Here is a 14,658-nt window from a genome sequence, read left to right on the forward strand (position 1 = left end):
GATGGGGCCCGGAGCGAACAAGTTCACAGCGTTACGGCGGCCATGGCGAGAGGGAAACGCCCGGTCTCATTCCGAACCCGGAAGCTAAGCCTCTCAGCGCCGATGGTACTGCCCCGGAGACGGGGTGGGAGAGTAGGACGCCGCCGGACAACCATTCACGGAACGGGGGTCAGAGCCTTGTGCTCTGGCCCCCGTTCTCGTGGTTTCCGCATACTTTCAGCACAGTGAGTGCTGCACCAGGCATCGAGGTACGCACAGGACCATGACTTCTCCCCGACGAGGCGCCGGCGGCGCCGGTGGACAGGGCCCCCGCGGTGGCCGGCAGGGCTCCGGACAGGGGCGGCCTCACGGCTCCGGCGGTTTCCGTGGCGGACCCGGCGGTCAGGGGTCGCAGGGGTCCTGGCAGGGACGTCGCTCGTCGGGTGAGCAGTCCGGTGGCGGCGGACGGAGCAGCTGGCAGGACCGCCGTCCCCAGGGTGACCGTCCACAGCGTCCGGCCGGTGCCCGCGGGGAGTGGCAGGACCGCCGTCCGCAGGGTGACCGCCCGCAACGTCCGGCCGGTGCCCGTAGCGACTGGCAGGACCGCCGTCCGCAGGGTGACCGCCCGCAGCGGCCCGCCGGTGCCCGTAGCGACTGGCAGGACCGTCGCCACCAGGGTGACCGCCCGCAGCGGCCCGCCGGTGCCCGCGGCGACTGGCAGGACCGTCGCCACCAGGGCGACCGCCCGCAGCGGCCCGCTGCTGCGCGCGGCGACTGGCAGGACCGCCGTCCCCAGGGCGACCGCCCGCAGCGCCCGGCCGGTGCGCGCGGGGAGTGGCAGGACCGTAGGCCGCAGCGTCCGGCCGGTGCGCGCGGGGAGTGGCAGGACCGTAGGCCGCAGGGTGACCGGCCGCAGCGCCCGGCCGCTGCGCGCGGGGAGTGGCAGGACCGTAGGCCGCAGGGTGACCGGCCGCAGCGCCCGGCCGCTGCGCGCGGGGAGTGGCAGGACCGTAGGCCGCAGGGTGACCGGCCGCAGCGCCCGGCCGCTGCGCGCGGCGACCGGCAGGACCGCCGTCCCCAGGGCGACCGGCCGCAGCGCCCGGCCGGTGCCCGGAGGGACTGGCAGGAGCGTCCGCAGCGTCCGGCCGCTGCGCGGGGGGAGTGGCAGGACCGTAGGCCGCAGGGCGACCGCCCGCAGCGCCCGGCCGCTGCGCGCGAGGAGTGGCAGGACCGCCGTCCCCAGGGCGACCGGCCGCAGCGCCCGGCCGCTGCGCGCGGCGACTGGCAGGACCGTCGCCCGCAGGGTGACCGGCCGCAGCGCCCGGCCGGTGCCCGGAGGGACTGGCAGGACCGTCCGCAGCGTCCGGCCGGTGCGCGCGGGGAGTGGCAGGACCGTAGGCCGCAGGGTGACCGCCCGCAGCGTCCGGCCGGTGCCCGCGGGGAGTGGCAGGACCGCCGTCCCCAGCGGGCGTCCGGCACGGCCGGTGGCCGGGACTGGCGGGACCGGCGCCCGTCCGACGTCAGTCGGGGCGGGCCGCGCGCCGACCGCACGCCGCCGGCTCCGCCGGGCCCCGAGATCCCGGAGTGGGCCGACGCCGGGGACCTCGACACGACGGTGCGGCAGGCTCTGCGCGGGCTGGAGTCCCGCAACGCCGAACGCGTCGCCCGCCACCTCGTCGCCGCCGGCACGCTGGTCGACGAGCACCCGGAGGAGGCGCTCGCGCACGCCCGCGCCGCCCGCGACCGCGCGTCTCGGATCGCATTGGTCCGTGAGGCCGTCGGCGTCACGGCGTACCACGCAGGTGACTACGCCGAGGCGGCGCGCGAGCTGCGCGCCTACCGGCGGATGAGCGGCGACCACGGTTACCGGGCCGTCCTGGCCGACTGCGAGCGCGCCGTCGGCCGTCCGGAGGTGGCCCTGCGGCTGGTCCGGGAGGCGCTCGACGAACAGCCGGACTCGGCGGAACTGGTGGAGCTGCGCCTGGTCGAAGCCGGCGCGCGTCAGGACCTCGGTGAGGTCCCGGCTGCCCGGCTCGTGCTCGAGGCGGCGCTCGGCGGGCGGCCGACGCCGGACTCCGTCGACCTGACCGACCCCGGCGTGCTGCGTCTGGCCGGGGCCTACGCCGACCTGCTGGCGGCGGACGACGACCAGGCGCTGGCAGAGGAGTGGCTCGCCGCGGTGACGGCTCACGCCCCGGAGGAGGCCGACGTCGAGTTCTCCGAGGAGGAGGTCCCGATCGAGGACGAGGTGCTGGCCGAGGACGAGGTGCTGGCCGAGGACGAGGTGCTGGCCGAGGACGGCCTCCCGGCCGAGGGGGATGTCCCGGCCGAGGACGTGTCGACCCCGGCGGCGGTCCCGCCCACCGGCGAGCTCGGGGAGGACACCGACGAGGAGCTCGACCTCGACGACGACATCGAGGCCGAGGTCGCCGAGTTGCTCGGTGAGATCGACCCGCCCGAGGACGACCGCAAGCACTGACCGGCGGCACTTCCCGGTGTGCCATCCACACGCCCGGCCGCGGTCCACAGACCGCGGCCGGGCCTGGTTGTGCCCCGGACCGGCGGCGAGGCTGCCGTCATGAGCGTGGCAGTCATCGACCGGAACGACGTGGTGCTCCGCGGGCGGATGTCCGCTCCCGCGGAGCTGCGCACCCTCCCGAGTGGCGACACCCTCGTCACCTTCCGTCTGGTGGTGCGCCGGCCCGAACCACGGGTGCGGGGACAGTCGGTCGACGTGCTCACGTGCATCAGCTACGACCGCGCACTGCAGCGGCGGATCGCTGCCTGGGAGGCCGGCGACGTCGTGGAGGTGGAGGGCGCCCTGCAGCGCAGGTTCTGGCGGACGCCGACCGGCACGGCCTCGGTGTGCGAGGTGAACTGCCGCCGCGGCCGCAAGGTGCCCCGCTCGTCGGGCGGGACGGCGGTCGCGTCGGCGTGACCGGCCGGTCAGTTCGCGTGGGGCCGCAGCACCAGGCCGGTGCGGGGCTTCGGGACGAACAGCGTCGACTTGCGGGGCATCCGGGCCCCGTCCCGGGCGACGGCTGCGACGTCCACCGGGGACGGAGCGCGCAGCAGGACGGCGACACCGCGCCGAGCGGTGGCGCCCGCGAGAGCCTGCTCGACGGAGTGCGCGACGACGACCGACTCCGGGTCGTCGCTGCGGCCCCACAGCCGCTGGAACAGGCCGTGGTGGGCGAGCACCACGTCGAGCCGGCGCCACGCCGCGGGCGCCTCCGCCGGCACGGCCGCGACCACGTCCGCCGAGGGGTGCCGGAGCACGGCCAGCCGCCGTCCGTCGCTGACGAGGAAGCCGGACTCCTCGGGATCGGTGAGCCAGCGGTGCGCCGCCGCCGTCAGCCCCGCCTCGCCGCTGCCGAGGCCGCCCAGCTCGGTGACCGCGAAGCCTGGGGCGGCCGCCGCCAGGGCCTCGTCGAAGAGCAGGTCGGGGACCACCCGGTGGATCGGCTGGACGTGCAGCCCGCCCAGGCCCATCGGGGTGACCAGGGCCAGGATCGCGTGCTCGCCGGGACGGGCGGCGGCGTGAGCGCGCGCCGCGGCGAAGCGGTGGTGGCCGTCGGCGATGACCGAGCCGGTGCGTGCCAGCGCGGCAGTGACCCGGCCGACCAGCCCCGGCTCGGTCACCCGCCACAGGCTGTGCCGCACGCCGTCGGCATCGCTGACCACCAGGGTCGGCTCGCCCTCTCGGCCGGCGGCCGTGAGTTCCGGCACCTCGGTGTCGGGGTCGTGGGCGAGCAGGATGGGTTCGAGGTCGGTGTCGGTCGCGGCGAGCAGGGCACGCCGGCCCTCCACGGCGACCGGATAGGTGTCCTCGTGGGGCAGCACGGCGCGGGAGCCCGCCGCCGGCAGGGAGACGGCGGCCAGCCAGCCCACCGTGGCCGGGTCCCCGTCGGGCGGGGCCATCTCGTAGACCCACAGGGCCGGCTCGGGATCCCGCTCCAGCACGCCGGCGACCTCCCACTCGCGGAGGGTCCGGGCGGCCTGTTCGACGGAGTACTGCAGCGTCTCGTCCCCGGGGGCGCCAGGCGGCAGCACGACGCGGGGCAGGATGAGGCGGACGATGTTGTACGGGTCGGCTGCGGCCAAGCGGTCCCGGCCCTCCGGGGTCACCAGGTCGTAGGCTGGCGAGCTGACCCGGGCCAGGTGCTCGGGATCTCGTTGCCGGTAGGTCAGGGCGCGGAAGGGCCGGACCTCGAGCCCGGTCGCTGCAGGGTCCGGGGAGTCCGACGACGAGGGCACGACGGGAATCGTAGGAGCGTCCCGCTCCGGTCCGCCTTCGCGGCCGGTCCGGGCGCGCAGCCGGTGACGTGTCCACGGACCGGCGGGCGGCGGACGGAGGGGGCGGCGGTGTCGGACACGGGGGCTCCCGAAGGGGACGTCTACGAGTGGTACCAGCGCGGGCTGCAGTTGCTGGCCAATCGTGATCCCGCGGCGGCAGCCACCCTCCTGGCCCGGGCGGCGGAGGCCGAACCAGGCTCGCGCAGCCTGCTCGAGGCACTGGCGCGCGCCCAGTACGACGCCGGCCGCTACCGCGAGGCCATCGGCACCTTCGGCGAGCTGGCCAGCCGCAACCCCACCGACGACTACGCCCAGTTCGGTCTCGGGCTGGCCGCCAGCCGGGCCGGTGAGCTGGAGCTCGCCGCCGAGCACCTCGCCCTCGCGGTGGCGATGCGCCCCGACTTGGGTCACTACTCGCGGGCGCTGCGCGGCGTGCGGGCCCGCCGGACAGGAGAGACCGCGTGACCGCACCGGTGCCCACCCTCGCCTCCGGCTGCGCGCAGCCACCGACCGGGATCTACGACGTCGCCCTGCTCGACCTCGACGGCGTCGTCTACGTCGGCCCTGACGCGGTGCCCGGCGTGCCGGACGCCCTGGCCGCGGCGCGCGCGGCCGGGATGCGGCTGGGCTTCGTCACGAACAACGCCGCCCGGACGCCCGAGGACGTCGCGCAGCACCTCGTCGCCCTCAGGATCGCGGCCGCCGCGGACGACGTGATCACCAGCTCGCAGGCGGCCGCCACGGTCGTCGCCGAGCGGGTCGGTCCTGGCGCGCGCGTGCTGCCGGTCGGTGGGCCCGGCGTCGCCGCGGCACTCGAGGCCGCCGGGCTCACCGTGGTGCGGCGGGCCGAGGACGACCCGGCGGCCGTGGTGCAGGGCTACGGCCGGGACGTGGGCTGGGCCCAGCTGGCCGAGGCCGTGGTGGCCGTGCGCAACGGCGCCGAGCACGTCGCCACGAACACCGATGCCACGATCCCCTCGCCGCGCGGCCCGCTGCCGGGCAACGGCGCGATGGTGGGCGTGGTCAGCACGGTGACGGGCGTCCGGCCGCTGGTGACCGGGAAGCCCGATCCCGCGATGCACGCCGAGTGCGTCCGCCGGACCGGTGCCCGGCGTCCGCTGGTGGTGGGCGACCGGCTCGACACCGACATCGAGGGCGGCCGGCGGGCCGGGGCCGACAGCCTGCTCGTGTTCACCGGCGTCACCGACCCCGGCGCCCTCCTGGCCGCCGGCCCGCACCAGCGCCCCGACCTGCTCTCACCCGACGCCTCCGGCCTGCTGGACGTCCACCCCGAGGTCGTCGCCGTCGACGGCGGCTGGCACTGCGGCGTCTGGGACGCCCGCCCGCTCGGCGAGGACGGGCACCTGCGGCTGTCCTGCGTCCCGGGCGAGCGGGGGGACGGCGGCGACGGACTCGACGGTCTCCGTGCCCTCTGCGTCGCCCACTGGAGCGCCCACCCGGACGCCGCGGTGCCGGCCCGCGTCCAGGCTGCTGACGACGCCTCCGCGGCCGCGCTGGAGCGCTGGTCCCTGGGGACCACGGGGTGACCGTGGCCCCCGGCGTCGGTCCTGGCGGGCGCCGGTCCCGGCGGGCGGCTGACCGGATGAGCGGCGGTCCGGGCGGTCAGAGCATCTTGCGCAGCCGCAGGAGGTCGCGCAGGCCGGCCTCGAGCTTCACCCGCCCCGACGCCCACGCCGGGCCGAACGACAGCCGTCCCTCGGTCAGCGCGACGAGGTCGTCGCTGTTCATCGTCAGCCGGATGTCGGCCTTCTCCAGCGACTGGTCCGCGGGCTCGGCCCGGAGCTCGTGCACCGACCCGCGGGCCAGCCGTCCCCGGACGGTCTGCTTCTGGTCGGGGATGTGGCACGAGAGGCTCCGGTCCAGCCCCTGCGCCGCCGGGTTGGCCGCGAGGTCGCCGAGGATGCCCTTGAGGGCGGTCATGCACTGCTCCATCGTCGCCACGCGAGCACGCCTCCACGGAGAGTTGGGATCTGGCGGGCGAACGCTATCCCCGGTCGGGGACCCGTGCTCGTCGTCCCCGGCCGGTAGCCTCGCCAGCCGGGACCCCTCCCCGGCCGGCGCGCCGTCCCGCGACGCCGGCCACCCCGCCGGCGCGGCAGCACGCCGCGGCCACGACTCCCGAGAGGCGCGCCATGACCGAGCCGAGCCGACCGCGACCGGTCCCGGGCCCACCCCGCCCCGGCCCGCGTCCGACCGGCGATCCGGCTCCGGTTCCCGGTCCGCTTCCGGGTTCGGCACCGGCTCCGGCTCCGGTTCCCGGCCCGGCTGCGGCCCACGGCCCTGCTCCGCTGCCGGCGGGCGAGCCCGCGGTGTCGGCGGCGGACGACGGGACGGACGCCCCGGCCTTGTTGGCGGACCTGGCGCACCGACCCGTGTCCGAGCACGTCGCCGTCTACGAGGACGAGTACGCCCGGCTGCAGCGCGAGCTCGGCACGATCGACCGGCTCTGATGGTCCGCCGCAGTCGGCTCGACGCTGAGCTCGTGCGGCGGGGACTGGCCCGCTCCCGCGAGCACGCCGTCGCCCTGATCAACGAGGGGCGGGTCGCGGTGTCCGGCCGGGCCGCGACCAAGCCCGCGACCGGTGTCGACCCCAACACCCCGGTCGTCGTCCGCACCGACCCCGACGAGCCCAGCTGGGTCTCCCGTGGTGCGCACAAGCTGATCGGCGCGCTCGATGCCTTCCCGGTGCCGGTGGACGGCCGGCGCGCGCTGGACGCCGGGGCCTCCACCGGGGGGTTCACCGAGGTGCTGCTGTCGCGCGGGGCCCGGGAGGTCGTCGCCGTCGACGTGGGGTACGGCGAGCTGGCCTGGTCGCTGCGGACCGACGAGCGGGTGACCGTGTGGGAGCGCACCAACGTGCGGACTCTCACGCCGGAGCAGATCGGCGGCCCGGTCGACCTGGTCGTGGCCGACCTGTCCTTCATCTCGCTGCGGCTGGTGCTCCCGGCGCTCACCGGGTGCGCGACCGACTCCGCCGACCTGCTGCCCATGGTCAAGCCGCAGTTCGAGGTCGGCCGCGACCGCCTGGGGGCCGGGGGAGTGGTGCGCGACCCCGCGCACCGGCAGGACGCGGTCCTCGACGTCGCCCGCGCGGCCGCCGACCTCGGCTGGGGGACCGCCGGCGTGGTCGCCAGCCCGCTGCCCGGCCCGGCGGGCAACGTGGAGTTCTTCCTGTGGTTGCGCCGGGACGCCGGACCGCCGAGCGAGGAGGACGTGCGCCGCGCCGTCGAGGAAGGACCATCGTGAACCAGACCGGGACCGAGGAGGAGCAGTGACCGAGCTCGCGAGGTCGTGCAGGGACACGTCACTGCCCGGCCGGCGGCCGACCGGTGCCGGCGAGGAGGAAGCGTGACAGAGGTCAGCCCCGCGCTGTGGGCACCGAGCGGCAGCCGGCACGTGCTTCTCACCGTGCACACCGGCCGGGAGGACGTCGTCGAGCTGGCCCGCAGCTCCGCCGCGCGGCTGGCGAAGGCCGGCATCACCGTCCGGCTGCTCGAGGAGGAGGCACCCGACCTCGGCATCGAAGGCGCGCAGGTCGTCCCCGCCGACGCCGAGGCCGCCCGCGGAGCCGAGATCGTCATGGTGTTCGGCGGCGACGGGACGTTCCTGCGGGCCGCGGAGCTGGCCCGGTACAGCAACGCCGCGCTCATGGGGGTCAACCTCGGCCGGGTCGGGTTCCTCGCCGAGACCGAGCCGGAGGCGGTCGAGGAGACGCTCACCGCGATCGAGCAGTGCGAGTACTCGGTGGAGAAGCGGCTGGCGATCGAGGTCGACGTCCTCGACGCCACCGGTGCGGTCGTCGGGGGCACGTGGGCCCTGAACGAGGCCTCGGTGGAGAAGATGGAGCGCTCGCGGGTGCTCGACGTCGTCCTCGCCATCGACGGGCGCCCGCTGACCAGCTTCGGCTGTGACGGCATCCTGTTCTCCACGCCGACCGGGTCCACTGCCTACGCGTTCTCCGCCGGCGGTCCGGTCGTCTGGCCCGACGTCGAGGCGATGCTCGTCGTCCCGTCGAACGCGCACGCCCTGTTCTCCCGGCCGCTGGTGACCTCGCCCGACTCGGTGCTCACCGTGGCCATCCCGGCCGACGGCAACCAGGCGCGGGTCTCCGCCGACGGGCGGCGCGCGCTGGAGGTCCCCGCCGGCGGCCGCGTCGACGTGCGCCGGGCCGCCCGGCCGGTGCGCATCGCGCGGGTGCACAAGGCCACGTTCGGCGACCGGCTGGTGGCCAAGTTCGGGCTGCCCGTGCGCGGCTTCCGGGACGCCCGCACGCACGACCCCGGCCACGAGCTGATCCCCACGCGCAACGTGCTGACCCGCGGCATCGTCGTGGGCGACATCGGGAAGGAGAGCCGCGGTGGCGGCACGGACGACGACGCGTGAGCCGCGGCGGCCCGCGCCGCCCGCGCCTCCGGTCGAGCCGGCCGCGGCCGCCCGCCCGCCGGAGGCCGGCCGGCTGGGCCGGCTGACCGAGCTGCGCATCCGCGGGCTCGGAGCGATCGACGACGTCACCCTGGAGCTCGGCAACGGCCTCACCGTGGTCACCGGCGAGACCGGCGCCGGCAAGACGATGGTCGTCACCGGCCTGACGCTGCTCTTCGGTGGCCGCGCCGACCCCGGCCGGGTGCGGGCCGGCGGCCGGGCCGGCGTCGAGGGGCGGCTGGCCCTCCCGGCGGACTCCCCGGTGTGGGAGCGGGCCGCCGATGCCGGCGCCGACCCGGACGACGACGGGTCGCTGATCCTGGCCCGCACGGTGAGTGCCGAGGGGCGGTCGCGGGCGCACCTCGGTGGGCGCAGCGTGCCCGTCGGCGTGGTGGCCGAGCTCGCCGAGGGGCTGCTGGCGGTGCACGGTCAGAGCGACCAGCTGCGGCTGTCCCGCCCGGCCGAGCAGCGCCGTGCGCTGGACCGCTACGCGGGCCCGGCCCACCTGGAGCTGCTCGACCGGTACCGCGAGGCGTACGCACGCTGGCGCGAGCTCGCCGCCGACCTCGAGCGGCGCCGCGGGCAGGCCCGCGAGCTGGCCCAGGCCGCCGACGTGCTGCGCCACGGGCTGGAGGAGATCGAGGCCGTGGCCCCGCAGCCGGGGGAGGACGCCGAGCTCGACGCGCAGGCCAGGCGGCTCAGCGACGCCGACGCGCTCCGGGCGGCCGCCGACGAGGCGCGCGTGGCGCTCGTCGGCGACGTCACCGGCGACCTCGGCGGCGACGACCTCCCGCAGGACGCCGGCGCGGCCCTGGCCATCGCCGAGCGCGCGCTGGCGGCCTCCGACGACCCGACGCTGGTCCTTCTGGCCCAGGACCTCGCCGACGCCGTGGCCGTGGTGTCCGACGTCGCCGGCCAACTCGCCGGCTACGTGGCCGACCTGGACGCCGACCCGGCCCGCCTCGCCGAGGTGTTGGACCGGCGGGCGGCGATCACGGCACTGGTCCGCAAGTACGCCGACCCGGGGGAGGGGGCGAACGGGGTGCTGGCGTGGGCGGAGGACGCCGGCAGCCGGCTGGCGGAGCTCGACGTCTCCGACGAGGCGCTGGCGGAGCTCGAGGCCGCCCGGGACACCGCCCGTGCCGAGGTCGACGACCTCGGCGCCCAGGTCTCGGCCGGGCGGCGGGCGGCCGCCGACGGCTTCGCCGCCGAGGTCGGCCGCGAACTGGCCGGACTGGCGATGAAGAGCGCCCGCGTCTCCTTCGCGGTCGACAGCGATCCCGGCTCCCCGGGGCCCGAGGGCGTCGACGAGGTGGCGCTGCTCCTGGCCGCACATCCCGGCGCCCCGACCCGGCCGGTGCACAAGGGCGCCTCCGGCGGTGAGCTCTCCCGCGTGATGCTGGCCATCGAGGTCGTCTTCGCCGGCGCCGACCCGGTGCCGGTCATGGTGTTCGACGAGGTGGACGCCGGCGTGGGCGGCCAGGCCGCCGGCGAGATCGGCCGCCGGCTCGCCCGCCTGGCCCGCGACCACCAGGTCGTCGTGGTCACCCACCTGGCGCAGGTCGCGGCGTTCGCCGACACCCACCTGGTCGTCGACAAGTCGCCGGACACCGGCGCCGGCGTCACCGCCACCGACATCCGCGCCGTCGACGGTGAGGACCGGGTGCGCGAGCTGGCGCGGATGCTCTCCGGGCTGGCCGACAGCGACACCGGCCAGGCACACGCCCGCGAGCTGTTGGCCGTGGCGGCCACCGCCCGTGCGGCCGCCTGAGCACGCCGCCCGGCCCGTGCGGGGCACGCGAGGACGCCCGACCGGGTGACCCCAGGAGTGACGGCGCGAGGACGGGGGTAGGTATCGGTCGTGCGCAATCCAAATCCGGTCACCGTCGACCGCCTGCCCACCGCTGTCCCGGCCCCCGGCTCTGCCCGGTGAGCTGCTTCTCCTCCGCCGACGAGTCGGCGCACTACGGGTTCTCCGTCTGCATGCTGCTGCAGCAGTACCGCGACCAGCTGCGCTGGGCCGAGGAGGGGGTCGTCGAGCTGGGCACCGGTGACGCCACGGCGATCGCCGACGTCGTCGCCGGCCTGCCGGAGCTGCGGGTGCGCAGCTTCGACATCAGTGCCTCGTCGGTCGCGCAGGCCCGCCGCAACATCGCCGCCCGCGGCGTCGCCGACCGCTACACCGTGGAGCTCGGCGACTTCTTCGACAGCGCGGACTCCGCCGGCGGGCCGCCGGTGTCGACGGTGATCGCCAACCCGCCCTACATCCCGGCGCCGGACCGCGACATCCTCATGCCCGAGCTGTGGGGCGGCGTCCACGGCAACGACCTGGTCCTGCAGCTGCTCAAGGCCGGGTACGGCAACGTCGTCTGCGCGGTGCCCAGCTACTCCGACCCGGTCAGCACCGTCCGGGTGGCCACCGACCTGGGCTACCGGGTCGCCAACTTCCTCGCCATGGGCCTGGACTACGGCCCGTACAGCTCCGAACCCAAGGTGCGCGAGCACATCCGGCGGATGTGCGCCGAGGGCCGCGGCTGGTCCGGCGACGCCGAGTACATGGTCGCCGTCGCCCTGTTCACACAGGACCCGGACATCCCCGGCGACCGCTCCGGCCAGCTGCTCCGCGCGCTGCAGCTGGAGTGCTGACGCGCCGTCACCGCCGCTTGGCGTACCCGGCCAGCCCGAACTGCAGCAGAGCCAGGCCGCGCTCGCCCTGGGCCCGGAGCTCGGCCGACAGCTCCGGACCGGTGACCCCGGCCAGCACCCGGTCGCGGGCCAGCTCGAGCAGCGCCGCGTAGAGCCCGAGCACCGAGTGGGCGGCCAGCCACGGCGCCAGCTCACCGGGCTGCGGCCGGGTCTCCTCCGCGATCAGCTCGGCGAGAGCCACGGTCAGTTCGCCGATGATCTCCCGCTCGCGGACCTGCAGCGTGCGGCTGCCGCGGATCACCTGGGCCATCTCGGCCACACCGGCGGCCGCCTCGGGGGCGCCCAGCCCGCTCATGGCCCGGACGACGAAGGTGCCGGCCGCCGCGGTCACCGACTCCCCGGCCGGCCGCGAGCGGACCGCGCCCAGCAGCGCCGCCCGCATCGGCGGATCGGCCTCGAAGACCAGCCCCTCCTTGACCGGGAAGTGGTTGAACACCGTCTTCTCGACGACGCCCGCGCGCTGGGCGATCTCCACCACGCTCACCGCGTCGAACCCGCGCTCGGCGAACAGCTCGGCGGCGGCGTCGACGATGGTCGCGCGGGTCTGCTGCCGGCGGCGTTCCCGCAGACCCGGACCGCGCAGCCCCCGCCGGCTCCTGCGCCCCCGGCCGGCGGCCTCGGCCGATCCGTCGGGTGCGGCCGCCGCCGCTGGGGTGCCGGCGGCGGGTGCGGCGCCCGGCAGCGGAGGTGGCGGAGGTGTCTCGAGGGGCACGACGTCCTCATCAGTGACGGAAACCACCTCGTCGTCCGGAGCCTCCGCCGGGTGCGGCACATCGGGCGCGCCCACCTGGAGGATCTCGTCTCGGTCCGTACCACCGACCACATGCGCCCCTCGTGTCACCCGCGCAACGCTAGACAGCACGTCGGCGGCACCTGGCGGGGTCCTGGTGCACGTCACGCCCGGCGTGTCGGCTTGCCCGTCGTGTCGAACACGGTCCGTGAGCGGGGCGTCGCGCGTGCGCGTCGGACGGCGGCGCGTCGGAGCGGTCGTGGGAGGGTGTAGGCCATGCGCATCGGCTCCCTCCGCCGCGGCCGGGCCCCGGAGACGGCACCCGGCGTGACCGGCACCGTGCGCCTCGACCGCCGCACGAAGAACCTCACCAAGCGCCTGCGCCCCGGCGACATCGCCGTCATCGACCACGTCGACATCGACCGGGTCAGCGCCGACTCGCTGGTGGCCTGCCGGGTCGCCGGCGTGGTGAACGCCTCCGCCAGCATCTCCGGCCGCTATCCCAACCTCGGCCCCGAGATCCTCACCAACGCCGGCATCCCGCTCGTCGACAACGTCGGCAAGGAGGTGCTCTCCGCGGTCAAGGAGGGGGCCCGGGTGCGCCTCGACGGCGACACGTTGTACCTGGAGGACGGCACCGTCCTCGCCAAGGGCACCGAGCAGACGCCGGAGGTGATCGCCGAGGCGATGGCCGAGGCCAAGGCCGGGCTCTCGGTCCAGTTGGAGGCGTTCGCCACCAACACCATGGAGTACATGAAGCGCGAGCGCGCGCTGCTGCTCGACGGCGTGGGCGTGCCGGACGTCGCCACCGCGATCGAGGGCCGGCACGTGCTGGTCGTCGTCCGCGGCTACGACTACAAGGAGGACCTGCAGGCGCTGCGGTCCTACATCCGGGACTACCGGCCGGTGCTCATCGGTGTCGACGGCGGCGCCGACGCGCTCAAGGAGGCCGGCTACCAGCCCGACATGATCATCGGCGACATGGACTCGGTGAGCGACGACGTCCTGCGCTGTGGCGCCGAGGTCGTCGTGCACGCCTACGCCGACGGTCGCGCGCCCGGCCTGGCCCGCGTCCAGGACCTCGGCGTCGACGCCATCACCTTCCCGGCCGCGGCCACCAGCGAGGACATCGCGATGCTGCTGGCCGACGAGAAGGGCGCCACGCTCATCGTCGCCGTCGGCACCCACGCCACGCTCGTCGAGTTCCTCGACAAGGGACGCGGCGGGATGGCCTCGACCTTCCTCACCCGGCTGCGCCTGGGCGGCAAGCTCGTCGACGCCAAGGGCGTCAGCCGGCTCTACCGCAGCCGCATCTCGACCACGACCCTCGTCGTCCTCGTCCTCGCCGCCTTCATCGCCATCGGCTCGACCCTCGCGGTGTCGACGGCCGGCCGGGTCTACCTCGACCTGCTGCTCGACCAATGGAACAGCTTCGTGTTCTGGCTGGAGAACCTCTTCACGTGATCGACTTCCGCTACCACCTGGTCTCGCTGATCGCGGTGTTCCTGGCCGTGGCGCTCGGCATCGTCATCGGCACCACCCAGCTCAACGGGCCGATCCTGGCCGACCTGGAGAACCAGGTCACCGACCTGGAGCAGGACAAGCGGTCGCTGGAGGACCAGACCCAGACCCTGCAGGCCCGGCTGAACACGAGCGACGCCTTCGAGGAGGCCGTCGCGCCCACCCTCGTCGCCGGCAGCCTGACCCAGCGCAGCGTCGTCATCATCGTCGCGGGCGACGACGTGGCGACCGATACCGTCGAGGAGATCAGCACGCTCGTCGGCGCGGCCGGCGGCACCGTGACCGGCACGGTCGCGTTGCAGCCGGAGTACAGCGACCCGGCCACCGCCGCCAGCCTGCAGAGCTACGTCACCGGGTCGGGCCTGCCGCCGGGGCTCGCCCTGCCGGAGACCGACGACACGGGGCAGCTGGTCGGCGCCCTGCTGGCCCAGGTGCTCATGCGCCCGACCGGCATCAGCGTCCCCGCCCCGGACACCGCCGGGCTGTCCTCGGTGCTGGCCGGTCTGTCCGCGCTCGAGGTGCTCACCGTCGAGTCGGCGTCGGTCACCCCGGCCGACTACGCGGTGCTGCTGACCGCGGGCGCGTTCACCGACGAGGCCGAGGAGCGCACCGACACCCTGGTCGACCTGACCGTGGCGCTGGACGCCGCCGGCTCCGGTGCCGTGGTCGCCGGCGACGACGCCGCGGCCGCCGAGGCCGGTCTCATCGGCGTCATCCGCGCCGACCCCGAGACCTCCGCCGCGGTCTCGACCGTCGACAACGTCGGCTCGTCGTCCGGCCGGATCAGCACCGTCCTGGCCCTCGGCCGGGAGAGCGAGGGCACGTCGGGCAAGTACGGCACCGGCGAGGACACCCAGCCGGTGCCGCCGGTGCCGGCCGCCACCCCGTGACCCGGCCGGCGGACGCCGGCGCCCGACGCCGGGCGCTGCTGGCGCTCGGCGGCGCGGCCGCGGCACGGCTGGGCCTGGCCGCGGCGGCAGAG

Annotated in this window: 14 protein-coding genes and 1 rRNA gene; 12 read left to right on the plus strand and 3 right to left on the minus strand. The window is 76.0% G+C overall.

From position 1 onward, the window contains the following. The first annotated feature begins 32 nt into the window (after window positions 1-32). From rrf to MY526_RS25935, 3 genes are all read left to right on the plus strand, one after another. Window positions 33-149 (plus strand): 5S ribosomal RNA (gene rrf / locus MY526_RS25925). Between the two features lie 1,445 nt (window positions 150-1,594). Then, window positions 1,595-2,458, plus strand: coding sequence for a hypothetical protein (locus tag MY526_RS25930; RefSeq protein WP_436705387.1), 864 nt, complete (start codon window positions 1,595-1,597; stop codon window positions 2,456-2,458). A gap of 99 nt (window positions 2,459-2,557) precedes the next feature. Then, on the plus strand, window positions 2,558-2,917 hold the full coding sequence (locus tag MY526_RS25935; protein WP_436695554.1) for a single-stranded DNA-binding protein: 360 nt from the start codon (window positions 2,558-2,560) through the stop codon (window positions 2,915-2,917). 8 nt (window positions 2,918-2,925) lie between these two features. On the opposite strand, the gene MY526_RS25940 is transcribed toward MY526_RS25935, so the two are convergent. Further along, a complete protein-coding gene (locus MY526_RS25940) occupies window positions 2,926-4,236 on the minus strand; it encodes a DUF1015 family protein (RefSeq protein WP_436695555.1) in 1,311 nt (436 codons plus the stop codon). 108 nt (window positions 4,237-4,344) lie between these two features. Here MY526_RS25940 and MY526_RS25945 point away from each other — a divergent pair, with 108 nt between their 5' ends. Together MY526_RS25945 and MY526_RS25950 are read left to right on the plus strand one after the other, a co-directional pair. After that, entirely contained in the window at window positions 4,345-4,740 is a 396-nt protein-coding gene (locus MY526_RS25945; RefSeq protein WP_436695556.1) for a tetratricopeptide repeat protein, read from the plus strand. Next, window positions 4,737-5,822 (plus strand): HAD-IIA family hydrolase, encoded by a 1,086-nt coding sequence (locus MY526_RS25950; protein WP_436705388.1) that lies wholly within the window; start codon window positions 4,737-4,739, stop codon window positions 5,820-5,822. Before MY526_RS25945 ends, MY526_RS25950 begins: the two co-directional genes overlap by 4 nt. A 76-nt stretch (window positions 5,823-5,898) precedes the next feature. Here MY526_RS25950 and MY526_RS25955 read toward each other — a convergent pair whose 3' ends face one another. After that, the gene (locus MY526_RS25955) at window positions 5,899-6,216 is read right to left on the minus strand and encodes an alkyl sulfatase C-terminal domain-containing protein (protein ID WP_436695558.1); all 318 of its coding nucleotides are present in this window, start codon (window positions 6,214-6,216) and stop codon (window positions 5,899-5,901) included. Window positions 6,217-6,605: 389 nt separating this feature from the next. On the opposite strand from MY526_RS25955, the gene MY526_RS25960 reads away from it, so the two are divergent. The 5 genes from MY526_RS25960 (at window position 6,606) to MY526_RS25980 (ending at window position 11,365) form a co-directional block, all read left to right on the plus strand. After that, window positions 6,606-6,746, plus strand: a complete 141-nt coding sequence (locus tag MY526_RS25960) for a hypothetical protein (protein ID WP_436695559.1) — start codon at window positions 6,606-6,608, stop codon at window positions 6,744-6,746. Next, window positions 6,746-7,543, plus strand: a complete 798-nt coding sequence (locus tag MY526_RS25965; protein WP_436705389.1) for a TlyA family RNA methyltransferase — start codon at window positions 6,746-6,748, stop codon at window positions 7,541-7,543. The genes MY526_RS25960 and MY526_RS25965 overlap by 1 nt, the downstream gene beginning before the upstream one ends. Before the next feature lie 102 nt (window positions 7,544-7,645). After that, complete coding sequence (locus MY526_RS25970) at window positions 7,646-8,680, plus strand: NAD kinase (RefSeq protein WP_436695561.1); 1,035 nt, start codon at window positions 7,646-7,648, stop codon at window positions 8,678-8,680. Next, window positions 8,655-10,490, plus strand: coding sequence for a DNA repair protein RecN (recN, locus tag MY526_RS25975; RefSeq protein ID WP_436695562.1), 1,836 nt, complete (start codon window positions 8,655-8,657; stop codon window positions 10,488-10,490). The genes MY526_RS25970 and recN overlap by 26 nt, the downstream gene beginning before the upstream one ends. A gap of 158 nt (window positions 10,491-10,648) precedes the next feature. Then, window positions 10,649-11,365 carry a methylase gene (locus tag MY526_RS25980; protein WP_436695563.1) on the plus strand — a complete coding sequence of 239 codons (717 nt, stop codon included), beginning with the start codon at window positions 10,649-10,651 and terminating at the stop codon, window positions 11,363-11,365. Window positions 11,366-11,372: 7 nt separating this feature from the next. On the opposite strand, the gene MY526_RS25985 is transcribed toward MY526_RS25980, so the two are convergent. Continuing rightward, window positions 11,373-12,137, minus strand: coding sequence for a TetR/AcrR family transcriptional regulator (locus MY526_RS25985; protein WP_436695564.1), 765 nt, complete (start codon window positions 12,135-12,137; stop codon window positions 11,373-11,375). Between the two features lie 294 nt (window positions 12,138-12,431). Here MY526_RS25985 and steA point away from each other — a divergent pair, with 294 nt between their 5' ends. Next, window positions 12,432-13,619 (plus strand): putative cytokinetic ring protein SteA, encoded by a 1,188-nt coding sequence (steA, locus tag MY526_RS25990; RefSeq protein ID WP_436705390.1) that lies wholly within the window; start codon window positions 12,432-12,434, stop codon window positions 13,617-13,619. Next, a complete protein-coding gene (locus MY526_RS25995; RefSeq protein ID WP_436705391.1) occupies window positions 13,616-14,566 on the plus strand; it encodes a copper transporter in 951 nt (316 codons plus the stop codon). The genes steA and MY526_RS25995 overlap by 4 nt, the downstream gene beginning before the upstream one ends. Window positions 14,567-14,658 lie beyond the last annotated feature (92 nt).

The organism is Geodermatophilus sp. CPCC 205761 (assembly GCF_051383655.1).
Taxonomy (GTDB): domain Bacteria; phylum Actinomycetota; class Actinomycetes; order Mycobacteriales; family Geodermatophilaceae; genus Geodermatophilus.